Source organism: Psychrobacter immobilis, from assembly GCF_904846285.1.
GTDB lineage: Bacteria > Pseudomonadota > Gammaproteobacteria > Pseudomonadales > Moraxellaceae > Psychrobacter > Psychrobacter immobilis_D.
Genome location: NZ_CAJHAD010000003.1, coordinates 102,142 through 126,316 on the forward strand (window position 1 = coordinate 102,142; position 24,175 = coordinate 126,316).

Annotated in this window: 18 protein-coding genes; 4 read left to right on the forward strand and 14 right to left on the reverse strand. The window is 43.2% G+C overall.

Going from position 1 to position 24,175, the window contains the following annotated elements:
* Positions 1-179 precede the first annotated feature (179 nt).
* On the forward strand, positions 180-1,589 hold the full coding sequence (locus JMX13_RS03420; protein ID WP_201609557.1) for a peptidylprolyl isomerase: 1,410 nt from the start codon (positions 180-182) through the stop codon (positions 1,587-1,589).
* Between the two features lie 513 nt (positions 1,590-2,102).
* Here JMX13_RS03420 and JMX13_RS03425 read toward each other — a convergent pair.
* A complete protein-coding gene (locus JMX13_RS03425) occupies positions 2,103-3,221 on the reverse strand; it encodes an endonuclease/exonuclease/phosphatase family protein (protein WP_201609558.1) in 1,119 nt (372 codons plus the stop codon).
* A 487-nt stretch (positions 3,222-3,708) separates the two neighbouring features.
* On the opposite strand from JMX13_RS03425, the gene asd reads away from it, so the two are divergent.
* Positions 3,709-4,842: an aspartate-semialdehyde dehydrogenase gene (gene asd / locus JMX13_RS03430; RefSeq protein ID WP_201609559.1), complete on the forward strand. Its 1,134-nt coding sequence runs from the start codon at positions 3,709-3,711 to the stop codon at positions 4,840-4,842.
* An 80-nt stretch (positions 4,843-4,922) separates the two neighbouring features.
* Here asd and JMX13_RS03435 read toward each other — a convergent pair whose 3' ends face one another.
* Positions 4,923-5,666: an SOUL family heme-binding protein gene (locus JMX13_RS03435; RefSeq protein ID WP_265088387.1), complete on the reverse strand. Its 744-nt coding sequence runs from the start codon at positions 5,664-5,666 to the stop codon at positions 4,923-4,925.
* Between the two features lie 281 nt (positions 5,667-5,947).
* Here JMX13_RS03435 and tgt point away from each other — a divergent pair, with 281 nt between their 5' ends.
* Positions 5,948-7,099: a tRNA guanosine(34) transglycosylase Tgt gene (gene tgt / locus JMX13_RS03440; RefSeq protein WP_201609560.1), complete on the forward strand. Its 1,152-nt coding sequence runs from the start codon at positions 5,948-5,950 to the stop codon at positions 7,097-7,099.
* A 149-nt stretch (positions 7,100-7,248) separates the two neighbouring features.
* Here the strand turns inward: tgt and JMX13_RS03445 are convergent, their stop codons facing one another.
* The 12 genes from JMX13_RS03445 to rimO all read right to left on the reverse strand — a co-directional run bounded on the left by JMX13_RS03445 (position 7,249) and on the right by rimO (position 22,632).
* Complete coding sequence (locus JMX13_RS03445) at positions 7,249-8,601, reverse strand: sodium-dependent transporter (protein WP_201609561.1); 1,353 nt, start codon at positions 8,599-8,601, stop codon at positions 7,249-7,251.
* A 306-nt stretch (positions 8,602-8,907) separates the two neighbouring features.
* The gene (lpxA, locus tag JMX13_RS03450) at positions 8,908-9,687 is read right to left on the reverse strand and encodes an acyl-ACP--UDP-N-acetylglucosamine O-acyltransferase (RefSeq protein ID WP_201609562.1); all 780 of its coding nucleotides are present in this window, start codon (positions 9,685-9,687) and stop codon (positions 8,908-8,910) included.
* Positions 9,688-9,919: 232 nt separating this feature from the next.
* Entirely contained in the window at positions 9,920-10,429 is a 510-nt protein-coding gene (gene fabZ, locus JMX13_RS03455; protein ID WP_227679142.1) for a 3-hydroxyacyl-ACP dehydratase FabZ, read from the reverse strand.
* A gap of 123 nt (positions 10,430-10,552) precedes the next feature.
* Entirely contained in the window at positions 10,553-11,572 is a 1,020-nt protein-coding gene (lpxD, locus tag JMX13_RS03460; RefSeq protein WP_201609672.1) for a UDP-3-O-(3-hydroxymyristoyl)glucosamine N-acyltransferase, read from the reverse strand.
* A 154-nt stretch (positions 11,573-11,726) separates the two neighbouring features.
* Complete coding sequence (bamA, locus tag JMX13_RS03465) at positions 11,727-14,156, reverse strand: outer membrane protein assembly factor BamA (protein ID WP_201609563.1); 2,430 nt, start codon at positions 14,154-14,156, stop codon at positions 11,727-11,729.
* Positions 14,157-14,419: 263 nt separating this feature from the next.
* Complete coding sequence (gene rseP / locus JMX13_RS03470) at positions 14,420-15,793, reverse strand: RIP metalloprotease RseP (protein WP_201609674.1); 1,374 nt, start codon at positions 15,791-15,793, stop codon at positions 14,420-14,422.
* Positions 15,794-15,928: 135 nt separating this feature from the next.
* The gene (gene ispC, locus JMX13_RS03475) at positions 15,929-17,137 is read right to left on the reverse strand and encodes a 1-deoxy-D-xylulose-5-phosphate reductoisomerase (RefSeq protein ID WP_201609564.1); all 1,209 of its coding nucleotides are present in this window, start codon (positions 17,135-17,137) and stop codon (positions 15,929-15,931) included.
* Between the two features lie 157 nt (positions 17,138-17,294).
* Complete coding sequence (locus JMX13_RS03480) at positions 17,295-18,104, reverse strand: phosphatidate cytidylyltransferase (protein WP_201609565.1); 810 nt, start codon at positions 18,102-18,104, stop codon at positions 17,295-17,297.
* Between the two features lie 249 nt (positions 18,105-18,353).
* A complete protein-coding gene (gene uppS, locus JMX13_RS03485) occupies positions 18,354-19,112 on the reverse strand; it encodes a polyprenyl diphosphate synthase (protein WP_201609566.1) in 759 nt (252 codons plus the stop codon).
* A gap of 276 nt (positions 19,113-19,388) precedes the next feature.
* Positions 19,389-19,943, reverse strand: coding sequence for a ribosome recycling factor (gene frr, locus JMX13_RS03490; protein WP_201543433.1), 555 nt, complete (start codon positions 19,941-19,943; stop codon positions 19,389-19,391).
* A 142-nt stretch (positions 19,944-20,085) separates the two neighbouring features.
* Positions 20,086-20,811: a UMP kinase gene (pyrH, locus tag JMX13_RS03495; RefSeq protein WP_201609567.1), complete on the reverse strand. Its 726-nt coding sequence runs from the start codon at positions 20,809-20,811 to the stop codon at positions 20,086-20,088.
* A gap of 210 nt (positions 20,812-21,021) precedes the next feature.
* A complete protein-coding gene (rimO, locus tag JMX13_RS03500; protein ID WP_201609568.1) occupies positions 21,022-22,632 on the reverse strand; it encodes a 30S ribosomal protein S12 methylthiotransferase RimO in 1,611 nt (536 codons plus the stop codon).
* Between the two features lie 134 nt (positions 22,633-22,766).
* Between rimO and JMX13_RS03505 the strand changes: the two genes are divergently transcribed.
* On the forward strand, positions 22,767-24,134 hold the full coding sequence (locus JMX13_RS03505; protein ID WP_201609569.1) for a two-component system sensor histidine kinase NtrB: 1,368 nt from the start codon (positions 22,767-22,769) through the stop codon (positions 24,132-24,134).
* Positions 24,135-24,175: the final 41 nt, after the last annotated feature.

Consider the following 24,175-nt stretch of genomic DNA (forward strand, 5'->3'; position numbering starts at 1 on the left):
GATTAGATTAACGTATGATTGATGGCGTTATTTATAGAGTAGTATTTGTGCTATAACAGCATATAACAGTGTTTGCACCCTATTTATTATAGACAACCTTAGCCGCTACTTTAATTAAGAGTATCGTCAATAGGCTTAACTGATTACCATCCGATGCAATGACATTGATGAGGAGCATCATGAGATTTTTTTCTTTACGTCAAACCAGCCGAGCTGTATTAGTTGCTATGAGTGTGACTGGTGCTATTGCCCTAAGCCTTAGTGTGCAAGCAGCGACCGTTAAGCCTGCAAAAGCGCAAGCCTCTCAAGCGAATGTCGCAGCTGGACAAAATAGCGTGAATCGTTTGACGCCTGCCAATAGTACAGACGGCATCATTGCATTGGTCAATGAAAATGCGATCTTAAAAAGTGATTTAATCGCTGCTATTGCGCAAACCCAAGCACGTGCGCAAGCGGCTGGCGAACCGATTGTCAATTCAGCCCAGCTGCAGTCTGAAGTATTAAACGCCCTTATCTTGCGTGAATTACAGCTAACTATGGTCAAACGTGTTGGCTTAAATCCTGATGAAGCAGCCATCAATCAACGCTTGGCTCAAATTGCCCAAGCGGAAGGACTAAATAGCATTGGTGAGCTACAGCAACGATTGGACGCTACAAAACCAGGTAGCTATGCCACCCTACGTGCTCAATTGATTGAAGATGCGGCTATCCAAGCTTTGCAACAACGCCAGATATCTAGCCGCGTGCGTATTAGTGAGCAAGATATCGATGCCTTTTTGGCATCCCCTGAAGCTAAGCGCTTAAGTCAAAGCGAATATCAAACTGTCCATGTTCGTATCCCCTATATGGATGATTACAGCCGCTTATCAGAAGCTCAGCGTAATGAGGCGCTAAAAGTCGCCCAACGTCTACGTACACGATTACAAGCACCAAATGTTGATGTAACAGAAGCTATCGCAGCAAGTCAAGGCAGCTATCCTATTCAGTTGCAAGGTGGCGACATGGGTTTCCATAAAGCAGCAGCTTTACCGACTGAACTGGCAAGCGAAATCACCAAGCTTGAGGTCGGCGCAGTGAGCGCGCCACTCATAACCCCTGAAGGCATTGATATTATTAAACTAGCTGATAAAAAATCCAGTGATACCATGCTAGTACCGCAGTGGCATACGCGTCATATCTTAGTCAAAGTCGATGAGTTGCAAACAGATGCGCTTGCTGAACAAAAAATCAATGACCTCTATGCCCAATTACGTAGTGGCGCTGATTTTGCTGGTTTAGCCTCGACTTATTCAGATGATCCCGGCTCAGCAGGACGCGGTGGCGATTTGGATTGGGTTGGTGAAGAGCAAATGATCGGTCCGTTTGAAGCGATGATGAAAAATACCGCGGTCGGCGATTATTCTGCACCATTCAAAACGCAATTTGGTTGGCATATCTTAAAAGTTGAAGGTAAGCGTCAACAAGATGTCAGCGATGAGTACCGTCGTAATATGGCACGCCAAGCGCTATATCAGCGTCTTGCCCCACAAGCCAAAGAAGACTGGCTACAAGAACTACGCGCCGGCGCTTACATTCAAGTACTTGGTTAGTTAGTATTAAGTTAACCAAATATTAGTTAAAGTATTTTATAAAGAAGGGTATATGCCAATGCATATGCCTTTTTTTAATCTGGATCATTTGTTAAAAGTACGATTGTTTATGAGATAAGTTCTACCTTGGAGTTTTAATCCGTTAACGCCTCTATTAACAGTTGCAAAAAGCTTTAAATATATATAGAAATCACAAACAAAGAAAAGCCCCGAACCTAGGGCGATGGGTTCAGGGCTATGGCGTTTCATATTGTTGTTATTGTCTCTTCCGTGTTGACTCATCCTAAGTCATAAACAGTAACTTATAAGACAGCGGGCTGACCTGTGCTTTTATGGCTACTGTCTCAACACTGCATCCTTGCGTATCCTTGTGTTGATGGTTGTATTCTAGGCCAATTTATGCGAGACGACTAGAGGCTAAAGACCTTATTTGACGTAAGCATTTGCTTACGTCGCAAGTGCTTTTTATCAGCATTTTATCTAGATACTACAACCTTCTTAGCAATCGCTCTTCTATTCTGCTTCTGCGTGCTCTTTTGATACTTTGCAGCCTTCCTTCTTGCCGGCTTCAATGGTGTTTTTTGCCTCTTTGACATCCTCTGCTTTTTCGGTGGGCGCATTGTCTTCTTGTTTACTCGCCTGCTCTGGCTCATATTGTAGGGTCGTCATTACCGGAAAGTGATCAGAGCCAATAGACGGCATGCGCTTGATATCGACCACCGTAAAACAAGCACTATGGAAAATGTGGTCTAATGCCCAGCGTAAAAATGGGTACTTAACGTGAAAGGTATTGATAAAATGCCGTCCGATACGTGGGTCTAGCAAGCCTGAAATACGCTGAAAACGACGGGTGGTTTTTGACCAAGCAACATCGTTTAAATCACCCGCCAATATAGCGGTTTGGTTATTCTCTTTAATATGTTTTCCAACCATCAGTAGCTCAGCATCACGGGTCGTAGATTTATCCGCTTCTGTCGGACTGGGTGGCATTGGGTGTAAGCAGTAAAGCCAAATGATTTGTCCGCCTTGCAAGCGCATCTGTGTATGAATAGAAGGTATGTCATCAATAATCAAATACTTCACTTCAGGATTTATCAGCTCAAGCTTGGAATACAGGTGCATCCCGTATAGATTGTCTAATGGCACTTTTACCGTATACGGATAATCCGCTTCAATTTGATTGAGCGCTGTTTCCCATTTCTCATCCGTCTCTAAAGTAATTAAGATATCGGGTTTTTTGTCTTTGACCAACTCAGCCAGTTTTTGGGTTTCATCATTCGGCGTCAATACATTTGAGACCATGATTTTTAACTGACACTCCTGAACTTCCGGCTTATCAACGGCGTTTTTTACTTCTTTTTTCCACAGTTTGGTATAGGGCAATACCATACGCAGCTGAAAGGCTAAAGTAATGCTCAAAACGATAAATAGCAGCCACTGCCCCAGTTGCCATTCTGTGCCAAATACCAGCATACTAACCCATGCAATGATACCCAATATCATAATTTGAATACGTGGAAACTCAACACCGCGCACCCACCAATGATCAAGTGGTAACCAGCCCCAAATGGTGACAAATGCGATTAGTCCCGCCAACCACTGTGCGCCATAATATAATAGGGAGAAATCCATAATATGTATCGACCGTTTATTAAATGAATGGCTAAGCCAATGATGGTATTGATTAATTGTTTTTACTAACTGATATTAAATTTATTTAATGTCTTTGCTATCCAAATTGTCGATATTTAAACTTTTAATATCAACGTTAATAGCCGCTGCTTACTTTAGCATTTCATGACAGCAGCGCCTACTATTGAAGATAAATTACGTTATAGTCACTATAAAAAGTTACAATCTAAACCTCTCGTTAGAATATGAACCTATTAATAGATCACCCTTTTACTAAGTAACTATTTCCATAAGTAGTCAGCTGCAGATTGGATAGCAAATCTGACTGGCATCGTTAACCAATCCATCACTCAATGTTATAATGAACATAGCGATAAGTGTATGAAAAACCCTGAAAGTTCTCTAAAAAACCTTGCTTTTTAGGGCTATTCACGGCATTGTTATCGGTTGACGATGCAACAATTTATTGTAAAAAGGATTAAGTTTCATGAGTAATTTAACAGTAGGGTTGGTAGGCTGGCGCGGTATGGTCGGGTCAGTATTAATAGAGCGTATGCGTGAAGAAAAAGACTTTGACGTTATGACACCGGTGTTTTTTTCAACCAGTAACGCGGGCGGCGACGCACCAAGCTTTGATGGTATCAAGACCAGCCAACTAAAAGATGCTCATGATATTGAAGCACTTGCTGCTTGTGATGTGATTATTACTTGCCAAGGTGGCGATTACACCTCAAAGGTTCATCAACCACTTCGTGATAGCGGTTGGACTGGCTACTGGATTGATGCGGCAAGTACCTTACGCATGGAAGACGACAGCATCATCATTCTTGATCCTGTTAACCGCAGCGTCATCGATAGTGCGCTTGCAAATGGTAAAAAAGACTTTATCGGCGGTAACTGCACCGTGTCACTGATGCTAATGGCTATCGGTGAGCTGTTTAATAAAGGCTGGGTCGAATGGGTCAGCGCCATGACGTATCAAGCAGCAAGTGGCTCTGGTGCCAACAACATGCGCGAGTTAATCGAAGGCATGGGCGTACTCCATGATGCCGTCAAAGATGAGCTTGCCAATCCTGCCAGCGCCATCCTTGAGATTGATAAAAAAATCGCCCAGACTCAGCGCTCAGATAGTTTCCCTAAACAATACTTTGGTGTCCCATTAGCGGGTAGTTTAATTCCTTATATCGACGCGCAATTGGAAAATAAACAATCTCGTGAAGAATGGAAAGGTGGCGTTGAAACCAATAAAATCCTTGGCAATTCTGAAGCAGATAAGATTGCTATCGACGGCATGTGTGTCCGCGTTGGTGCCATGCGTTGTCATGCACAAGGCTTAACGATTAAGCTTAAAAAAGACATTCCATTAGAAGAAATTGAAGCGGCATTGAAGAATAGCGGTAATGAATGGCTAGACGTGGTGGAAGACGATAAAGAAGCCACTATGAACCGTTTGACGCCCGTAGCCGTGACTGGTACTTTGACGGTTGCATTAGGACGCCTGCGTAAGCTGAATATGGGACCTGAATACCTCGGCGCGTTCACTGTCGGCGACCAGCTGTTATGGGGCGCAGCAGAGCCATTACGTCGTATGCTCAATATCATCCGTGAGCAAAACTGCTAAATTAATGGGCTTAATCTTAAATTAAAGAAAGACAGCACTTGCTGTCTTTTTTTTATGGAAAAATTTTCGTTAATAATGGGTTATTTTGCTTGATAAGCGATCATTACTTCATTGCGGCGCATAAAAGGTAATGTCCAAGGGGGATTATAACGTGCCAGTTCTGGTGTGCCTATTATGTTTAATTTTTGCATTTGCATCCAAGACTGTAATTCTGCTGTTTTTGCAGCTACCTTTTCAGCACCAGCTAGCCCTGAGAATTTAATAACGCCATAAGTCTGCGGCGGCACTTCGATAATTGCGATGTCTGGATTATTTGGCTTCGGTAACGTTTGCATACTGTATTGGCTTGGCATAGTAAATTGTACGCGCCATTTATCATCAGTCTGCTGCTGGTGCTCTTGTTTAATAGACACTGGCGCAGTCATGGCGATTTTTTGCGATGCATTACTACCATTTTTCTTAGTTGCAGATTGCTTTGCTTCAAATTTCATGGCTACAGGCGAAGTCATACTAATCTTGCTACTCTCGCCACTCGGCGCAGTATTATTACCGAATATATAATCCGCTAATATCTTAAATCCTGCACGACTAGCCGCATCTTGATCACCAGACACCCAAGTTTGCGCCACCAGTTGACTCTCATAACGACGCAACTCAAAGTCTTCGGTCTGTTCTAGTACAGTATATTTCGGCTCTTCGGTTGCCATAGCTGCTCCTGATAGTAATAACGCACTGGTTAATAATACGCCACTTAATAGCATCCTATTCAATACCGTTCCATTTAAAAGCGAATGTTTCGATGATAGGTATGTTGCTTTGCTCATACTCTCTCTCCGCTGTGCAAAAAGAGTTTTCAATACTCTTAAATTTGCGGCAGTTATTCGTTTACTGTAGCAATTACTGGGCAAAGTTGTCTGTGTCTTTTAGTTATATTCCTCTAATAGAAAATACTAATTTTTAACCCTATAGTTATATGCTGAGGCTATTTTTATAATTGCTTTTACTATCTATGCAGATTATCTGACGCATAAATATCGTAGTCCCCAAAAACGCCCGATAATGCTATAATTAGCGTTATTTTCTTAGCTTAAATAGCGGTTAACTTATGCAATTTGTCTTACATAAAACGGCCAGTGGCATTACGCGCGCACGCCGTGGTACAGTCCATCTCAATCATGGCGACGTACAAACGCCCGCCTTTATGCCAGTAGGTACTTACGGTACGGTTAAAGGTATGCTGCCACGTGATATTGAAGCCATTGGTGCAGATATCATCCTTGGTAACACCTTTCATCTATGGCTACGTCCGGGTACCGATATTATTGATAAATTTGGTGGTCTGCATAAATTCATGCATTGGGATAAGCCAATCTTGACTGATTCGGGCGGATTTCAAGTATTTAGTCTGGGTGCGATGCGTAAAATTACCGAAGAAGGCGTAACTTTTAAATCGCCTATCGATGGCGCGAAAGTCTTTTTATCACCAGAAAAATCGATGCAGATTCAATATAGCTTAAATTCAGACATCGTCATGCAGTTTGACGAGTGTACACCCTATCCTGCCACTTATGACGAAGCTAAAAAATCATTAGAGTTGTCGCTACGTTGGGGACAACGCTGCGTCGATGAGCATAAAAAGCTTGGCAGTACCAATGCCTTATTTGGCATCATCCAAGGCAGTATGTATGCCGATTTGCGTAAGCAATCACTTGAAGGTCTGCTTGAGATTGGCTTTGATGGTTATGCTATCGGCGGTTTGTCTGTTGGCGAGCCAAAAGAAGAGATGATAGAGGTTCTAGATTACATCGCCAATGATATGCCAGCCGATAAACCGCGCTATTTGATGGGTGTTGGTAAGCCTGAAGACCTCGTTGAAGGGGTACGACGCGGTGTCGATATGTTCGATTGCGTCATGCCAACTCGCAATGCGCGTAACGGTCATTACTTTGTCACAGGCGATGCCGATAACGCGGGCGTGGTGCGTATACGCAACAGCCAGTACCGTACTGATGAAGGTCCACTAGACCCTGAATGTGATTGCTATACCTGTCAGAACTTTAGCCGTGCTTATTTATCACATTTGAATAAATGCAAAGAGATGCTAGGTGCACAATTAGCGACGATTCATAATCTGCGTTACTATCAGCGTTTGATGCAAGGTATCAGAGACGCCATTGAGCAAGATAAATTTGATGAGTTTGTGAATGAGTTTTATAGCAAACGCGGACAGAGTGTCCCTGAACTCAATTTACGTTAACCATTTTTAGAGTTATTTTATCTGCGTAAGCTGCTTTAAGCTGAATACATGAAAATAGAAAAGGGCTTAAGATTAATCTTAAGCCCTTTTTATTAGCCAACTATTAATACCGCCTAGAATATAAGCTCGTATTAATCATAGTTAATCTATTAGCCCATTAATGTGGTCACAAAAACAATCAGTACAGCAATCGGTGCAACGAATTTAGCAATGATTTGCCATAACTGCCACGTACCATTAGACAATCCAAGCTCTTGCTGAATGCTACGTTGATCCATTTTCCAACCGACAAAGATAATCGCGGCAAGACCGGTCAAAGGTAACATGAATTTACTGGTCACTTTGTCTAGGGCATCAAAAATACCATTACCCATGATAGTAAAGTCGCTCCATAGGTTAAATGACAATAACGCTGCAATACCTAATAACCAAACTGCAATACTGGCAACGATGGTCGATACCGTACGGCTCATTGGCGTACGCTCTTCTAACAGCTCAACCGTTGGCTCAAGTAATGAGATTGAAGAAGTCACAGCAGCAAAGGTAATCAATAAGAAGAATAAAGTACCAATAATGGCACCGGCGCCCATACTACCAAAAGCAATTGGCAAACTGACAAAGATCAGACCAGGACCTGAAGCAGGATCAAGACCATTATTAAAGATAATTGGGAAAATAGCCAAACCAGCCGCTAAAGCAATGACAGTGTCTAAAATAACAACGGTACGCGCGGTGCTTAATAGATTGACGTCTTGACCCAAATAAGAGCCATAAGCAACCATGATGCCCATACCAATAGATAAGGTAAAGAAAGCATGACCAAGCGCTGCTAGCATCACGTCACCATTTAACTTACTAAGGTCTGGCGCAAATAGATAATTGACCGCTTCGCCAAAACCACCGTTCATGACGTTATAACCAACAATCACGAATAAAATCACACCCAGTAAAGGCATAAGCACTTTAGCAGTGGTCTCAATACCTTTAGTCACACCAACACCCACGATTAAAGCGGTGATTGCCATGAACACTGTATGCCAGATTGTCAAGGTACCCGCTGACGCTAACATGGCATCAAAGGTCGCCGCCACAGAGTCGCTGTTTTGACCCGCAAAGCTGCCTGAGCCAACTTTGGTGATGTAGTTAAGCGCCCAGCCACCGATGACACTATAAAACGATAAGATTAAAAAGCCACCTAAGATACCAGTCGCGCCAACAATACTCCAGCTGCGAGATTTGCCTTCGCTTGCCGCAACATCAGAAAAAGTATTAATAGGGTTTTTTTGCCCACGGCGACCAATCAACCATTCTGCAACCAAAATTGGAAAACCAATCAGAGCAAGACAAAATAAATAAGCGATAACAAAAGCGGAACCACCACTCTCCCCAACCATATAAGGGAACTTCCAAATATTCCCTAAACCAACTGCCGATCCTACTGCTGCTAGTACGAAGCCAAAACTTGAGCTCCACTGAGCATGTTCTTGTTTATTAATAGCCATTTTGCCTTCCTCGTGCTTCAATTACTGTTGCTTATAATCTTCCTTGATTATCATAAATGGCTCTTGATGATAGAGACTCATTTAACCAGCTTGTCAATGTGACGCGCTTAGCAACATTATGAAAGAATTGTTTACAATATCGTAAACGCTCAGTTTCTGCTAAGCGACCAAAAAAGTCAAGTAGCGATAAATATAAAAAGCCATAACTATTAGTTATGGCTTTTTATATTTTTAGAGATAATTTGTCAATGTATGCTAACTTCAAAATCTTGCTATTATGCTATTTAGCAATTACTAAAACTATGTTTACCTTACCACGCCTCGGCGACTTTTTTGGAGCGAATCTATCAGCAGGGCGATTTTTGGCTCTATTGGTAGCAGATCTGCTTTTAAAGTCTCAAGCGCTTGAGCCGTCGTCAGACCTGACCGATAGATAATACGATACGCTTGACGAAGGACATCAATAGTTTCTTTAGACCAGTCTTTACGGCGCATACCTTCGACGTTTAAACCATGCGCTTTTGCAGGATTACCAGATACCATGGTGAAAGCAGCCACATCCTTTAGAATAAGACTGGCGCCCCCTACCAAACTGTAATCATCAACGGTACAAAACTGGTGGATACCGGAGTTACCGCCGATAATTGTATGATTACCGATAGTCACATGGCCCGCAATACCGACATTATTGGCCAACACATTATGGTCTCCAATTAAGCAATCATGAGCAATATGGGTATTGACCATCAAAAGGTTGTGACTGCCAATTTTAGTCAAACCGCCGTCTTGTTCAGTACCACGGTGCAAGCTACATGCTTCACGAATGGTGTTATGGTCACCAATCTCAAGCCAAGTGCGCTCACCAGCGTACTTTAAATCTTGCGGGTCTTCACCGATGCTAGCAAACTGATAAAACCGATTGTACGCACCGATACGCGTCAGTCTTGCCACCACCACATGCCGATGTAAAACCGTATGGGCGCCAATGGAAACTTCGTCACCGACAATACAATAAGGGCCGATAATTGCAGTTTTATCAATCTTAGCAGACGGTGAGATGAGTGCTGTTGGATGGATCTGACTCATAATAAGGGCCTTTGTATCATCTGATGCGAGTAAATAGTAAAACCAATACGGCCAGTTTAACCTTAGGAATTATCCTAATACCAGCTCTGTGTAAAAATGCGATTGTGCCTAACAAACCGGTTCTGTCTAAAATACAGATATAATTGTCATCATATTTATTGACGACAAGTTTTAGCTGCTTTTACCAATTAGCTAATCTTACAAACTTGTACGCACAATTCGTCAGTGTATTCTATTGTTCCTGACGTGCAATCATAATTTGAGCACTAGCAGCAAGCTCATCTTCTACATGGACGGTACAATCAAATTTATAAATACCCTGCTTTTGCATCACCGTTTTTGCACGGATAATCAGCTGATCACCAGGAATAACTTGACGCTTAAAACGCACCTTATCCACTCCGGCAAACAGATACAGATAACCATCCTCTGCCGTCAATCCTGCGCTAATAAAACCAAGAACCCCTGACACCTGAGCCATTGACTCAACCATCAATACGCCTGGCATAATCGGCTGATCAGGAAAATGGCCATTAAAAAACTCTTCATTAATGGTCACATTTTTTATAGCAGTAATACATTCGCCAGGTGTACAAGATATCACCTTATCTACTAGCAGAAAAGGATAACGATGCGGCAGATAATGCTTCAGTGTATGATAAGTTAATGGCAGTGCTAAGCCTTGTTCGGCCAAGCTTTTAATATCTTCATCACTAGGTCTATCAATATCAGTCGTGCTCATAATGGCGCTTCCTTGCTATATCCTAAGCTTTGCTTTTTTAAGCATTGCTGTGTTTTTAAACTCTATAAATAATTGAATGTCGTATTAATTAAGCACTTATTGTCAGTTATTAATGGCGCTGTACTAGTCGCGCCCAAGCTGGCGAAAACGTACCGCCGCACGGCGCCAATTGGCAGTCGGCATGGCGGCTGTTCCAGAAGAATACGAGCCCGACTTTGTAATGGATTTGGTCACCATAGTCATGCCAGACAATGTCACATCATCGGTAATGTCAATATGACCGGTAATGCCAACAGCGCCACCGATAATGCAGCGTTTGCCAATCGTTGTACTACCCGCAATGCCAGTTTGCGCCGCAATGGCAGTACCGTCACCGATACGGACGTTATGGGCAACTTGTACAAGATTGTCAATAATAACATGATTGCCAATCACCGTATCGTCAATAGCGCCGCGATCAATACAGGTTTGGCTACCTATTCTTACATGGTCACCTATCACCACGCGTCCTAGCTGAGCGATACGCTCCCAACCTGTGATACTAGGATTGCTCGTAGGCGCAAAACCAAAACCTTCAGCCCCTATGCTAACTCCTGCATGCAATCTAACATGATTACCAAGCACACAATCATGCCCGATCATCACTTGCGACTTGATGACACAATCGGTGCCAATAGTGGTATTCGATTCGATGACCACATTTGCATCAAGCACACTACGTTCACCAATTTGTACTTGTTCACCAATGACACAAAAAGGTCCAATAGTCACCCCATTACCAATTACGGCGCTTTCGGCTATTACAGCGCTTGGATGAATACCACTCATAAAGGGCTGTTGATAAGCGAAAAGCTGACTAGCGCTAGCATAGGCTAAGTATGGTGCAGCAACGATTAATACAACGGTATTCAGGCCTACTTTATCACGATGTTCTGCCGTGGTAAGCACAACCCCTGCCTGGCTATTAGCTAGACTAGGAATATAATGCGGATTGGCTAAAAAACTTAATTGCTGCGGATTGGCAGTGGTTAAATTACCAATACCGTCTAAATGTAGACATAATTGCGCAGCGCTAAGTTCAGCCTTGTTAAGAACAGGCTGACGCTGCTCAATCCGAGTGATGAGTTGCTCAATCGTTATCATAATTGTTATTAGTATATTGCTATAAGTGTCAGTATGAATAAGATGGTCGCCAAGTTGAGATATCATCTTGGCGACCGCTAAAATTTAAATGACTTTTAATTTACTTATTTACATAAACCAAAGCAATTAAATGATTTTACAGGGATTGGTTAGACTAAAAAGTATTACCAATTTGGAACTGAACTTTTTCAGTCTCATCGCCTTCTTTATCACCGATAGGCACCGCGTAACTGAGTGAAATTGGACCAATAGGTGTATACCAAGTGACACCTAAACCGGCACTAAAGCGTAAGCTGTTATCTTGAGTCAACAACTTCACAGAACTTCCATCTGGATTGATAGTAGGCTTGCCATTAGGGTCAATAAAGTTACGATCTTCTTTATCGGTCGTATCAAATACCTGACCACCTTCAGCAAATATTACTGGACGTACTTGATCTGCCCAATCGCCTTTGAATGGCATTGGTAAAATCAGTTCGGTACCGAAGCTAACGAGCGCATTACCACCAATCTCTTCGTCTTTGAAACGTACCTGAGGATCAGGATTCACAGCATCATTATAACTTTGTGATTTAGGACCAAGCGTTGACGCTTCATAGCCACGCACCGAACCGTAGCCACCAGCATAGAAGTTTTCATAAAACGGTAAATCATTACCATAGCCAAGCTTAGTATAACCGCGTGCTACCCAATCTTTATAGAAAGGATAATAGACATTGCCACGATAGACCAGTTTTTGATAACTGGCATCCCCAAGCCCAATGGTCGCATCGACCGTATGGCTCATGCCTTTATTTGGAAATACGGGGCGATCTAAGGTGCTGTAATCCCAGCCAAATAATAGATTATAGCTTTGATAATCATTTTTGAAGCCAGTACGTTCAATGTCAGTGAAGTTTTCAAATGTACCGCCATCGTCAATGATTTGCTGCACGTTTGAAACACCAAGACGGCTACCACCACGTACGGTCGTATTATCAATATTTAGACCCGCACTGACGCGTTTGGTTTCATCAACAGGGTAACTATAGTTAAGAGTGGCACCATAAGCATCGGTAACATAGTTACTAACGTTTCTGTCATCATACTTGGTTTCACGATAATAAGCGCTGACACCTTGCGATACGCCATTCTCTGTAAAGTACGGGTCAGTATAACCTAAGCTATAAGAATCGCGCGTCTCAGAACGTGATAGTGCTGCTTTCACACGGTTACCAGTACCCATAAAGTTATTTTGGGTCAAGTCTAACTGGAACGTTACACCGCCGCTTTGTGAGTAACCGGCAGCAATGGTTGAGCTACCAGAAGGCTGCTCTTCAACCACATAATTCACATCGACTTGGTCTGGCTGATTAGGTACTGGTTTGACATCGACGTTAACGCCTTTAAAGAAACCCGTTCGCATCAAACGTGTACGTGACAACTGAATTTTATCACTAGAGGCAAGTGTACCCTCTAACTGACGCATTTCACGGCGCAATACTTCATCTTGAGTTTTTATGTTACCCGTAAAGTTGATACGGCGAACATAGATAGGACGCGCAGGATCAATATAATAATCGACATCGACTACTTTAGTCTCATCATTGATACGCGGAACCGGTCTAATTTGGGCTAAATAATAGCCTTCATTGCCATAGCGACTTTTGAGTGCAGCAGTTGTGGCATCAAGTTTGGCTTGTGAATATTTTTCATTGGGCGCAAACGTGACCAGCTCTTTTAGCTCATTGTTATCAAAAGTTGGCTTACCTAAGAAGTTCACCTCACCAAACTGATATTGTTCACCTTCACTCAAGCTGACTTCGATAAAGACACTGCTTTTATCTTCACTTATATTGAGAACAGCATTGTCTACTGAAAAACGCACATAACCATCATTTTGATAAAGCGCTTTAAGGTTTTCTAAGCTGGCTGCTAATTTTTCTTTGGCATAGCGATCAGATTTAGATAGCAGACGTGTCCATGACGACTCTTTTACCGCAAAAACGTCCTTAATATCTTCATCACTAAAGTGCTTATTACCAATGATATTGATATCGACTACTTTAGCAGGCTTACCTTCAATAAAGCGCACGTCAAGCTTGACACGGTTGCCATCTAGCAGCGTTTGATCGACTTCAATATTGCTATTGTAATAACCTTGACTGATATATTGCTGTTGTAGCTCGTTGGCAACACCTTGCAAGGTAGCTTGCTTAAGTACATCGCCGACAGATAAGCCCGCGTTACCAAGACCTTGCTCAAGCCCTTCTTTTGGGATGAGTTTATTGCCTTCAAAGTTTACTTCAGCGATGATAGGACGCTCGACAACATCAAAACGTAGCTTGCCACCTTCGACACGGCTTTGGATATCGGCGAAGTTTTCAGTCGCATATAGCGCCTTAATACTGGCAGCCAAACTACTATCATTAACCGTCTCACCCACCGTAATCGGTAAAACTGGATAGAGACTATCAGGAGTTAGGCGTTGTAGACCATTGAAACCGATGTCAGTGACCACAAATTCTGCAGCCTGAACCGGCATACTCATCATCGCTACAACTAACGGCAACCCAGCCGCGCTCATAAATAAAGGCGTACGCATAAACACTATCCGTCAATAAAAAACTTGCTTAAGTTAAGGTAAAAAGCACATCTTGTCCAGCCTATTTCGCACACAATCATTTATGCACTCATGGCAGACTCAGGACACTTTATATAAAACGCATCATAAAATAAACTAAAAAATGAAATTAGTATAGTAGCGATATTAGAAAATAAACGCCGTATCGCTCTCATGGTTTGCCCTAGAGAAGCACACAAGCATTAATCTATCGCACCTTAGTTATCAAAGTGCCGTATCTTTTGTCAAAATAGCCGACTGATATCATTACCAATTGCTAACACCATGAAACCTGCCAGCAAGAGTAAACCGATATTAAGACCTACCATTTGCACGCCTTCAGAGAGTGGTTTACCGCGTATCAGCTCAATAAGATAGTAGACAATATGGCCACCATCTAAAACTGGAATAGGCAAAAGATTCAATACGGCTAGGCTTAAACTTATTAAAGCTGCTGTCGATAATACCATCTGCCAGCTAATATCAAAGCTTTGTTTGGCAACTTTAGCAATGGTAATCGGACCTGATAAATTCTCTAGACCAATCATGCCAGACAGCATCTTACCCATTGAGCTAACAGTCATCACCGCTAATTGTTCTGTCTTCTGGAATGACTTAACCAGTGACTCGCCCGGACCATATACGACAGTGGTTTTGTAGGCATCAGGAATGACGATTTCAGACTCTGCCACCATAGCACCAATTTGTCCGTAATCGTTACCTAAATTGTCTTTTTTACCTTGCGGCATGATGGATAACCGAACCTGTTTGCCGTCACGCAATACGGTGAAATTGAGCAAAGTTTCAGGACTATCGCGAATGACACGCGTAGCGCTGATCCAGTCTTTAATCTGTTCATCATTAATAGCAGTAATGCGGTCGCCAACCTGCAAACCTTGACGACTGGCTGCTCCATCAGGCGTTAAATCGCCAACGATCGGTGCGATGTTTGGTTGCCACGGTATCATACCAAAGCTTGATAACGCATCTTTGCCTTGCGCAGCGCCTTGCATAAACTCTTTAACAGGCGCTTGGTAGGTCTTGGTTGTACCTTTATCTACTTCTGATTGCAAAGTAACGCTTACATTAGCCGTCTCGCCCATACGCCCAGCAAGGCGATAATTAATACCTTCCCACGTTTGCACGTCATGACCATCAATCGCAACAATTTTATCACCGATAGGCAACTGCGCTATAGCCGCAGGGGTGTCGGGTAATACTTGCCCTATCTTTGTCGCTAATTGCTCAGATGGGGTCATAAATAACACCCAAAACAGCACGATAGCGATGACAAAATTCATGATAGGGCCAGCGGCGACAACCGCAATTTTCTTCAGCGGGTGTTGACGATTAAAGGCCAGATGCAACTCGTCTGCTGCGACTTCGCCTTCACGCTCATCGAGCATTTTAACATATCCACCAAGCGGTAGCGCCGAGATGCGATAGTCAATGCCGCTTTTTTTACTGGTCCAACCAAAGAGTTTGGGACCAAAGCCGATAGAATAGGTAAGCACCTTAACACCACAAAGACGCGCGACAATGTAATGCCCCCACTCATGCAGGGCGATGAGCGGACCTAAGACAAATATTGCCGCAAGCAGCGTTAATAAAAACGTCATCATCTTTTCTCAGTATTAGCTCTTAACATCATTTATAACCATCACTTCTTCGCGTACTTTTTAGCATCGCTTATCAACATCACTTTTAACAGCATTTTTTAACAGCGCTTGTCAAATAGCTGACTTTTAATACGACTACGCCAACTTTGCCACCAGCTTATATGTATGCTGACGCGCTAGGTTATCAATCGACAAAATGTCTTCAATATCGGCCGTTTCATTTAATAACGGCACTTGTATCTCATTCAATGCTTGGTTATTAATATCCGCAATATCTGTTAGACGAATTTGCCCGTTTAAAAAGGCCGCTACCGCAATCTCATTAGCAGCATTTAACACAATCGTGGCCTGCGTACCCGCTTGCATGGCCTGCCTTGCCAAACGCAAACAGGCAAATTTTTGCAAATCAGGTTCAATAAACTCTAAACCATTTAACGCAAATAAATCCAATGGTTGCGAACCACTTTCGATACGGTCAGGATAACTGAGCGCATGGGCAATGGGCGTCTTCATGTCGGGACTGCCTAGCTGCGCTAAGAAGCTGCCATCGCTATATTCTACCATTGAGTGGATAATACTTTGTGGATGAATAACCACATTTATCTTATTTTCTGGCAAATCAAATAAATGGCAAGCTTCAATCAGCTCAAGCCCTTTATTCATCATCGTTGCTGAGTCAACCGATATTTTTTGTCCCATCGACCAATTAGGATGTTTGACCGCTTCTGCAACACTTGCTTGCTGCATCTGTGCAAAAGACTGCTGCAAAAATGGCCCACCAGATGCCGTCAACCATAATTTACGCACACCATGAGCTGGCTTGTGAACTTGGGTATTGTCTTGTTGAATCGCTAATGGTAAACATTGAAAAATCGCATTGTGTTCTGAATCTAACGGTAACAGGGTCGCATGATGTGTTTTAACCGCATTAATCATGACTTTCCCTGCCATGACTAATGCTTCTTTATTAGCCAATAAGATGCGCTTACCTGCGCGTGCGGCAGCTAAAGTAGAAGGCAGACCGGCTGCGCCTACGATAGCCGCAACGACAGTATCAGTTTGCGTGTCAGTTGCAATATCGACTAGCCCTGCATCACCGCCAACCACGTCGATATCGAGACCTGCTGCGCTAAGACGCTGAGCGAAACCATCGACCGCTGCTGTCGGCACACTGACGCGTTTTGGCAAAAACTGCTGGCAGAGTGCCAGTAACTTATCTAAACGGTGATAGCCTGATAAGGCATAAACTTCGTAGTTCTGTGGTTGCGCCGCTAATATTGCTAACGTGCTATCGCCAATCGAGCCTGTCGCGCCTAGTACGGCGATGCGTTGGGTCATAACCATCTGTGCCTATAATACGGTGAAATTAAGTGAGAGATAGAGACAATAAATATAAGATATAGAACCTAATAAGAGGCAGCTTAATCGCTATCAAATATGTAAGCCTTAGCTGTTTTTATATTTTTAGCCTGATAGCTTTTTATTCTTAGACTACTTATTGTTATACGACAATTAAACCAAGCTGCTGTATCGCCCAAAAGCCCAGTGCAAATATCGGTGTGGCAGACAATAGCGAATCAATGCGGTCTAATACACCACCATGCCCCGGTAAAATTGTTCCAGAATCTTTAACGTCAGCGCGGCGTTTGAGCATCGACTCAAACAAATCGCCCAATACGGACGCTAAAATCGTTAACGCCGACAAGGCTACAAAAGCGATTAATGGCACACCAGTCAATTGTAGTTTAAAGACACTGATGACGATGACCACAAGCAAACCTGTGACTAAGCCGCCTGCCAGGCCTTCCATACTTTTATTCGGTGAGACATTTGGTGCCATTTTGCGGCGACCGAACTTACGCCCAACAAAATATGCACCACTATCGGCACACCAGACCAATAAGAATACATACAGCAGCCACCATGCTGATAGCTGCCATAAGTAAAACATGGCAGTAATGGCAGCGGTTAATATCACCGCACCCATCAATGCTAATTTTTTACCGTACCAGTTGGTATGAGTGGGAAATACCCGCACCCAAGACAGCGCCATCAGCCAGATGACCAGTGACGCCACCCACCAAAACAGCCAAGTGACTTTAAACATCAGCGAGACGATGGTCAGTGCTAAAACCAAGAGTACAAATAACGCCGGCTGCTGCCATTTCGGCATCAGCTTGGTCCACTCGTGGGCGGCGATAATGACGCCGATCGCTAATAGCGGTGCAAATAAAATAGGGGTTTGGCTCGCAAACATTGCAATACCAACGATAATAACGAGAACAATTGCCGTCTTGATTCGTTGCCACATACTTATCGAGCCTTATATAACGAAGAATGTTTGGTCAAAATGCATCATAATCATGAACTATAATAATGAGCCACAATCATGAATCATAATAATGAATCACAATCAGCCATTATGACAATGAACCATAATAGCCCATTAATCATGATTACCGCTCATTAAAACAGCTTATCATTAACCAAACAAGTGTAATTCAAATTACTAGAACTTCTTAACCTATCATTTTTACAGTCGCTATTGCTTGCGCTCGTCTTAATGAGTTTGTTGCTCGATCACCACTTGTTCGCTCGTTTTGCCAAAGCGTCTTTGGCGCTGAGCAAATTCTGCTATCATTGCAGCCAGCTCTGCTACTTTAAAATCTGGCCACAGTGTTTGGGTAAAGAACAATTCAGCATAGGCAGATTGCCATAATAGGAAGTTCGACAGACGGTATTCACCGCCCGTACGTATCAACATATCGACCGCTGGTGCGTCGGCTAATTGTACATATTCACCGAGCATCTCTTTATTAATATCTTCCGCGCGTAAATTACCCGCTTCGACTTGCTGTGCTAACTGTTTGGCGGCATGAGCAATATCCCACTGACCGCCATAACTAATCGCAATGACTAATGTCATAGCTTCAAAGTCAGCCGTTTTTGCCTCAGCATCTAGCATCAAAGCTTGCAAAGCTTCGCTAAGCTGGCTGCGATCGCCGATAAAACGCAGGCGAATGCTATATTTGAGCATACGCGGCAATTGCTCATTAATCGTTAAGCTCAGCAAATGCATCAGCAGCGCAACCTCACTCGGTGGACGTTGCCAATTTTCACTAGAAAATGCAAAGACGGTTAGCACTTCAATACCCGTACTGACACAGTATTCGACTATAGGATCTAGCGCATCCTTACCAGCGATGTGTCCCTGACCTTTGCCTAAATGATTGATTTTACCGTAACGGTTGTTGCCATCCATGATGACAGCGATATGACGAGGAAGAAGAGCGGGAGTTAAAGCATCTGGAATAGACATAGGCTAACTTGCTTGTTATTTGGGTAAAGTGATGGTACACGAACTAAATTTATGCCTTGCAACAATTATTGCCTATTTGCCAAAGAATTATTAACAGACTTACACGTATTAAAAGACATATACGTATTAAAAAATCTTGTATATAAGGTTTATGGCAAAATAAAAGCTTAATTTCTTATAAAGCAATAAACAGCCAATCACCATTTAGTATTGGCTGTTCTTTTATAGAAAAATATGAATAGCATATCGTCTTCAATTGAATAAGAAATGTATCGCTTATACTGCCATCAAATCGCTTTCTTTTTTGCTTAAGCGGCTATCGATAGTCTCAATATATTTATCAGTAATTTTTTGAATGTCATCACTGGCGCGGCGCTCGTCATCTTCTGAAATTTCTTTCTCTTTCGCCAAATCCTTAATATCATTCATCATATCACGGCGGATATTACGGATAGAAACGCGGCTGTTTTCAGCTTCGCTACGAGCAAGCTTTTGCATATCGCGGCGTGTATCTTCAGTCAATGCTGGCATCGGTACACGAATCACGTCAGCGGTCATCGGGTTTAAGCCCAAGTCTGCCTCACGAATGGCTTTGTCAATCGCTTGTACCATAGTACGCTCAAACGGCTGCACCAATAGCGTACGTGAATCTTCGACGTTGACGCTCGCCACTTGATTTAATGGCGTATCTGCACCGTAGTAGCTGACCATCACACCAGATAGCATACCTGGATGGGCACGACCAGTACGTACTTTGCTAAAGGTACTCTCAAGCGCCTCTAGCGTCTTTGCCATGCGCGCTTCACCGTCTTTCTTAATCTCATTAATCATTAGGTATCCTTATTTATCGCGAGCGACAAATCATTCATTATTGTTAGGTATAAAGCTGTTAGGTATAAATCTTATTCAAATGCCGATGCTTAATACATCAGTAACTTCATATTCACATAAATGATAAAGCCTATGCTTAAGCTTAATGATAAACGCGGGTGCCTTCATTTTCGCCCATAATAACGTTTAATAAAGCGTTAGGCTTGGTCATATCAAATACTTGTAGCGGTACATTGTGCTCACGGCATAAGGCAATCGCCGTTAAATCCATTACACCAAGTTTTTGCTCGAGCACTTCATCAAAGGTTAAGCCATCATATTTTTTGGCATCAGCATGTAGGCTTGGGTCTTTGTCATAGACACCATCAACCTTGGTCGCTTTTAAAATCAAGCCCGCCTCGATTTCAATACCACGTAAGCAAGCAGCAGTATCGGTAGTAAAGAAAGGATTGCCGGTGCCCGCAACAAAAATACAAACTTCGCCGTTTTTTAAATAACGAATGGCGTTACGGCTGCTATAGCTTTCAGTGACTTCACCGATTGGCAAAGCTGACATCAAACGTGTCTTAATATTGCGACGCTCAAGCGCATCACGCATTGCCAAACCATTCATGACAGTGGCAAGCATGCCCATCTGGTCACCAGTCACCCGACCGACCAAACCTTCTTTTTGTAGCTGAGCACCGCGGTATAAGTTACCACCGCCAACGACGATACCGACCTGTACCCCAAGTCCGCGCAAGTGGGCGATAGATAAGCTCATCTTATCGAGCACTTCGCTATCAATACCCATCTCTTTGCCACCAGCTAAGGCTTCACCAGAGAGTTTTAGCAAGATACGAGAGTAACGCGGGTTTTTGTCAGACATGAGGTCACCTTGTTAGCATTAAATTATAATTAAAATGAGCGGTAAAATACAAATAGAGTTTGCCTGTGGATTTACCCGCTATGCCATAACCCGAAGCACTATAAAAAGCACCATGATTTATGACGAACGGGTAAAAAGGCTAAATTGCGCTAATTGTAGCAAAAACTGCCCGCGATTGGGCAATTTTCACTCGGTTATCGTTATGGCTTTCTAACCTTTATAACTGGCAAACAAATCATACTCGCTAGCGTCATCGATCGTGACGGTTAGGAATTGACCAACTTTGACTTGGGCAGTGATCTCATCAACGTATACATGACCGTCAATCTCTGGGGCATCCGCGTAACTACGGCAAATCGCAATACCCTCTTCACTATCAATCTCATCGACCAATACCATTAGAGTTTTACCGACTTTCTCTTGTAGTTTCTGTGCTGAAATATCTTGTTGTAGCGTCATCAAACGCTCATAGCGCTCTTGCTTGACGGCTTCAGGCACATGATTTGGCAAGTCATTGGCGACCGCACCTTCAACTTCTGAATAGGTAAAGGCACCGACGCGATCGAGGCGCGCCTCGAACAACCAATCAAGCAGGCATTGGAAATCTTCTTCCGTCTCACCTGGGAAACCAACCACAAAGGTTGAGCGAATAACGATATCAGGGCAGATCTCACGCCACGCTTTGATACGCGCCAAGGTATTTTCGCTATGCGCTGGGCGCTTCATTGCTTTTAGGATGCGATGACTGGCATGCTGAAACGGAATGTCGAGATAAGGCAGTAGCTTCTTCTCGCCCATCAGCTCAACTACTTTATCGACATGCGGATAAGGGTAAACATAATGCAGACGTACCCAAATACCCAAATCATTTAACGCTTGGCATAAGTCATAAAATTTCGACTTTAGCGGCATACCATTCCAAAAGCTGGTTTTGTATTTCAAATCCAGCCCATAAGCGGAGGTATCTTGCGAGATAATAAGCAACTCTTTTACACCAGCGTTTTTAAGCGCCATGGCTTCATTCATCACGCTATCAATCGGACGCGAGACCAAATCTCCGCGCAAACTTGGAATAATGCAGAAGGTACAACGATGGTTGCAGCCTTCCGATATTTTTAGATAAGCATAATGGCTTGGCGTTAATTTGATACCCGCCTCATTAATCAAATCTATTTTTGGATCGTAGTTAGCATCCTGACTGCGGTTTGGTCTAGGCACATGCTGCGCTACAGCGGTAATCACCTCATCATAAGCGTGCGCGCCGGTCACAGCTAACACCGCTGGGTGCATGGCACGGATTTTTTCCTCTTCTTTACCTAGGCAACCTGTGACAATCACTTTACCGTTTTTGCTAATCGCTTCACCGATGGCGTCCAATGACTCTTGCACTGCCGACTCAATAAAGCCGCAAGTATTGACCACGACCAAGTCTGCGCCTTCATAATCACTGGCCACTTGATAACCGTCACGGCTAAGTTCCGTGATAATGCGCTCACTATCGACCAAGGCCTTTGGACAACCTAACGACACAAAGCCAATCTTTGGCGCTGCGTTCACTGGCGCATTCATAGTCGCTGCTGTCGCTTTAGCTGAAGCCACTGCAACCACATCGCTGCTTTGTTCAATGCTACGGTTTTGATTATGGTTGGCTTTATGGTGGTAAGGTTGAACACTGTCAGTCGAGCTTTGCGCGGACGTTGCGGTCGGCTTGGCAGGATTAAAAATAGTGGCAGTGTCTTTTGGCATAGAAGCTGATGATGTAGAAGCTGGCTGTGAAGTGGCAATAGTCGTATTAAGCGACTCGGTATAAGTTTTGGGCATGGCTGACCTTGCTATAGAAAAATGGCTGTGCGCATTGTACGTTTTTTTTGCAAAAACCGCCAGTTTTGCCGCGCTATAGTGTTGATTTATGGTTAAATATTATATCGCGCACCTCTTTACTCTAGGCAGCCCTCATGACAGCTGATTTGATCACCGAAAAACCGGCACCAGATTTGACATTTATATCACAGCATTTATTTACAGCTATCTTATGGATTGACGATGAACTGTCTATCACTTGGCTAAATGCCCAAGCTGAACAGTTACTGGCTATCAGTAGTGGACGCCTGCTTAATCAATCAATACTGACGCTGCTTGCGCTCGATGAGTTAACGTTAAAAGATAGTCTTATTAGTAACAATCGACAAGATAAAACTTGCTCTTTGACTGAGCGATTTTCTCAAGCAAAGAAATATCAACAACCCTTTATCGATCATGACCACCTCATCCACACCCAGCTTAATGGCGGACTCATACTATCCGTAGATTATAGCGTGACGCCTGTCATTTATGAGCAGCATCCTTATTTTATTATTGAGATGTGGGGCAAGGATCGTCAGAGCCGTATTTCAGAAGAACAGCGCCAGCAGCAACAATATAGTGTGGCTCGTCATATGCTGCGTTCGGTCGCCCATGAAATAAAAAATCCATTGGCGGGCATTCGCGGTGCGGCGCAATTATTGCAGCGTCAATTTATCAAGTTTAGTGATATGTCTGCTTTTGACAGAGAGGCTACCGCTGCTATCAGCGATGAAAATACCGATTCAAAGCGTAGTAACAACCTGCAAAAGAACGCAGCAAAGCTCCGTAATTATACCGATATCATCATCTCAGAGACCGACCGTTTGACCCAGTTGATTGGGCAGTTCCTTGGCTCAAGTCAGTTACCAAAATGGCAAATGCTAAATATCCATGAGCCGTTAGAGCATGTTCTAGCTTTAATAGTTAATCAATATCCAGAAGTGACGCTACAGCGTGATTATGATTTGTCATTGCCTGAGTTATGCGCTGATAAAGATCAATTAATCCAAGTGTTTTTAAACCTTATTAACAATGCTTGTGAATCCATGACTGAGTTTAAGCAAACGCTGCAGCAAAACGTACCAGCCATATCCAATAACTTGGCGTCAGATATTGCGCAAAGTTATCTTGACGTTGATGATAGCTATCAACCAAAACTGCATATTCAAACGCGGGTTGCCTTTCAACATACCATCGGTAGCCAACAGCATAAGCAGGTCTTACAAATCACCATTACTGACAACGGCTCAGGAATAGATGATGCGCTGATTGGTCAGATATTTTTCCCGATGGTGACCAGTCGCGCTACCGGTACTGGGCTTGGTTTATCTATCGTACAAGATATCATCAGCCGCCATCATGGTATGATTGACGTCAGCTCAAATTCATCACAAAGCGATAATCCCAGTTATAATTACAACAACAGTCAGACCCGCTTTACCCTTTACGTACCTTTTCAGCAGCCAATCGCTGCCAGTTAATGCTGCCACCTCCCTCCTCTCACTGCTTATTAGGCGAAACA

Coding starts and splice junctions, on each gene's coding strand:
- JMX13_RS03420 (WP_201609557.1), top strand. CDS start 180: ATGAGATTTTTTTCTTTACGTCAAACCAGCCGAGCTGTATTAGTTGCT.
- JMX13_RS03425 (WP_201609558.1), bottom strand. CDS start 3,221: ATGGATTTCTCCCTATTATATTATGGCGCACAGTGGTTGGCGGGACTA.
- asd (WP_201609559.1), top strand. CDS start 3,709: ATGAGTAATTTAACAGTAGGGTTGGTAGGCTGGCGCGGTATGGTCGGG.
- JMX13_RS03435 (WP_265088387.1), bottom strand. CDS start 5,666: ATGAGCAAAGCAACATACCTATCATCGAAACATTCGCTTTTAAATGGA.
- tgt (WP_201609560.1), top strand. CDS start 5,948: ATGCAATTTGTCTTACATAAAACGGCCAGTGGCATTACGCGCGCACGC.
- JMX13_RS03445 (WP_201609561.1), bottom strand. CDS start 8,601: ATGGCTATTAATAAACAAGAACATGCTCAGTGGAGCTCAAGTTTTGGC.
- lpxA (WP_201609562.1), bottom strand. CDS start 9,687: ATGAGTCAGATCCATCCAACAGCACTCATCTCACCGTCTGCTAAGATT.
- fabZ (WP_227679142.1), bottom strand. CDS start 10,429: ATGAGCACGACTGATATTGATAGACCTAGTGATGAAGATATTAAAAGC.
- lpxD (WP_201609672.1), bottom strand. CDS start 11,572: ATGATAACGATTGAGCAACTCATCACTCGGATTGAGCAGCGTCAGCCT.
- bamA (WP_201609563.1), bottom strand. CDS start 14,156: ATGCGTACGCCTTTATTTATGAGCGCGGCTGGGTTGCCGTTAGTTGTA.
- rseP (WP_201609674.1), bottom strand. CDS start 15,793: ATGACGTTTTTATTAACGCTGCTTGCGGCAATATTTGTCTTAGGTCCG.
- ispC (WP_201609564.1), bottom strand. CDS start 17,137: ATGGTTATGACCCAACGCATCGCCGTACTAGGCGCGACAGGCTCGATT.
- JMX13_RS03480 (WP_201609565.1), bottom strand. CDS start 18,104: ATGTGGCAACGAATCAAGACGGCAATTGTTCTCGTTATTATCGTTGGT.
- uppS (WP_201609566.1), bottom strand. CDS start 19,112: ATGTCTATTCCAGATGCTTTAACTCCCGCTCTTCTTCCTCGTCATATC.
- frr (WP_201543433.1), bottom strand. CDS start 19,943: ATGATTAATGAGATTAAGAAAGACGGTGAAGCGCGCATGGCAAAGACG.
- pyrH (WP_201609567.1), bottom strand. CDS start 20,811: ATGTCTGACAAAAACCCGCGTTACTCTCGTATCTTGCTAAAACTCTCT.
- rimO (WP_201609568.1), bottom strand. CDS start 22,632: ATGCCCAAAACTTATACCGAGTCGCTTAATACGACTATTGCCACTTCA.
- JMX13_RS03505 (WP_201609569.1), top strand. CDS start 22,767: ATGACAGCTGATTTGATCACCGAAAAACCGGCACCAGATTTGACATTT.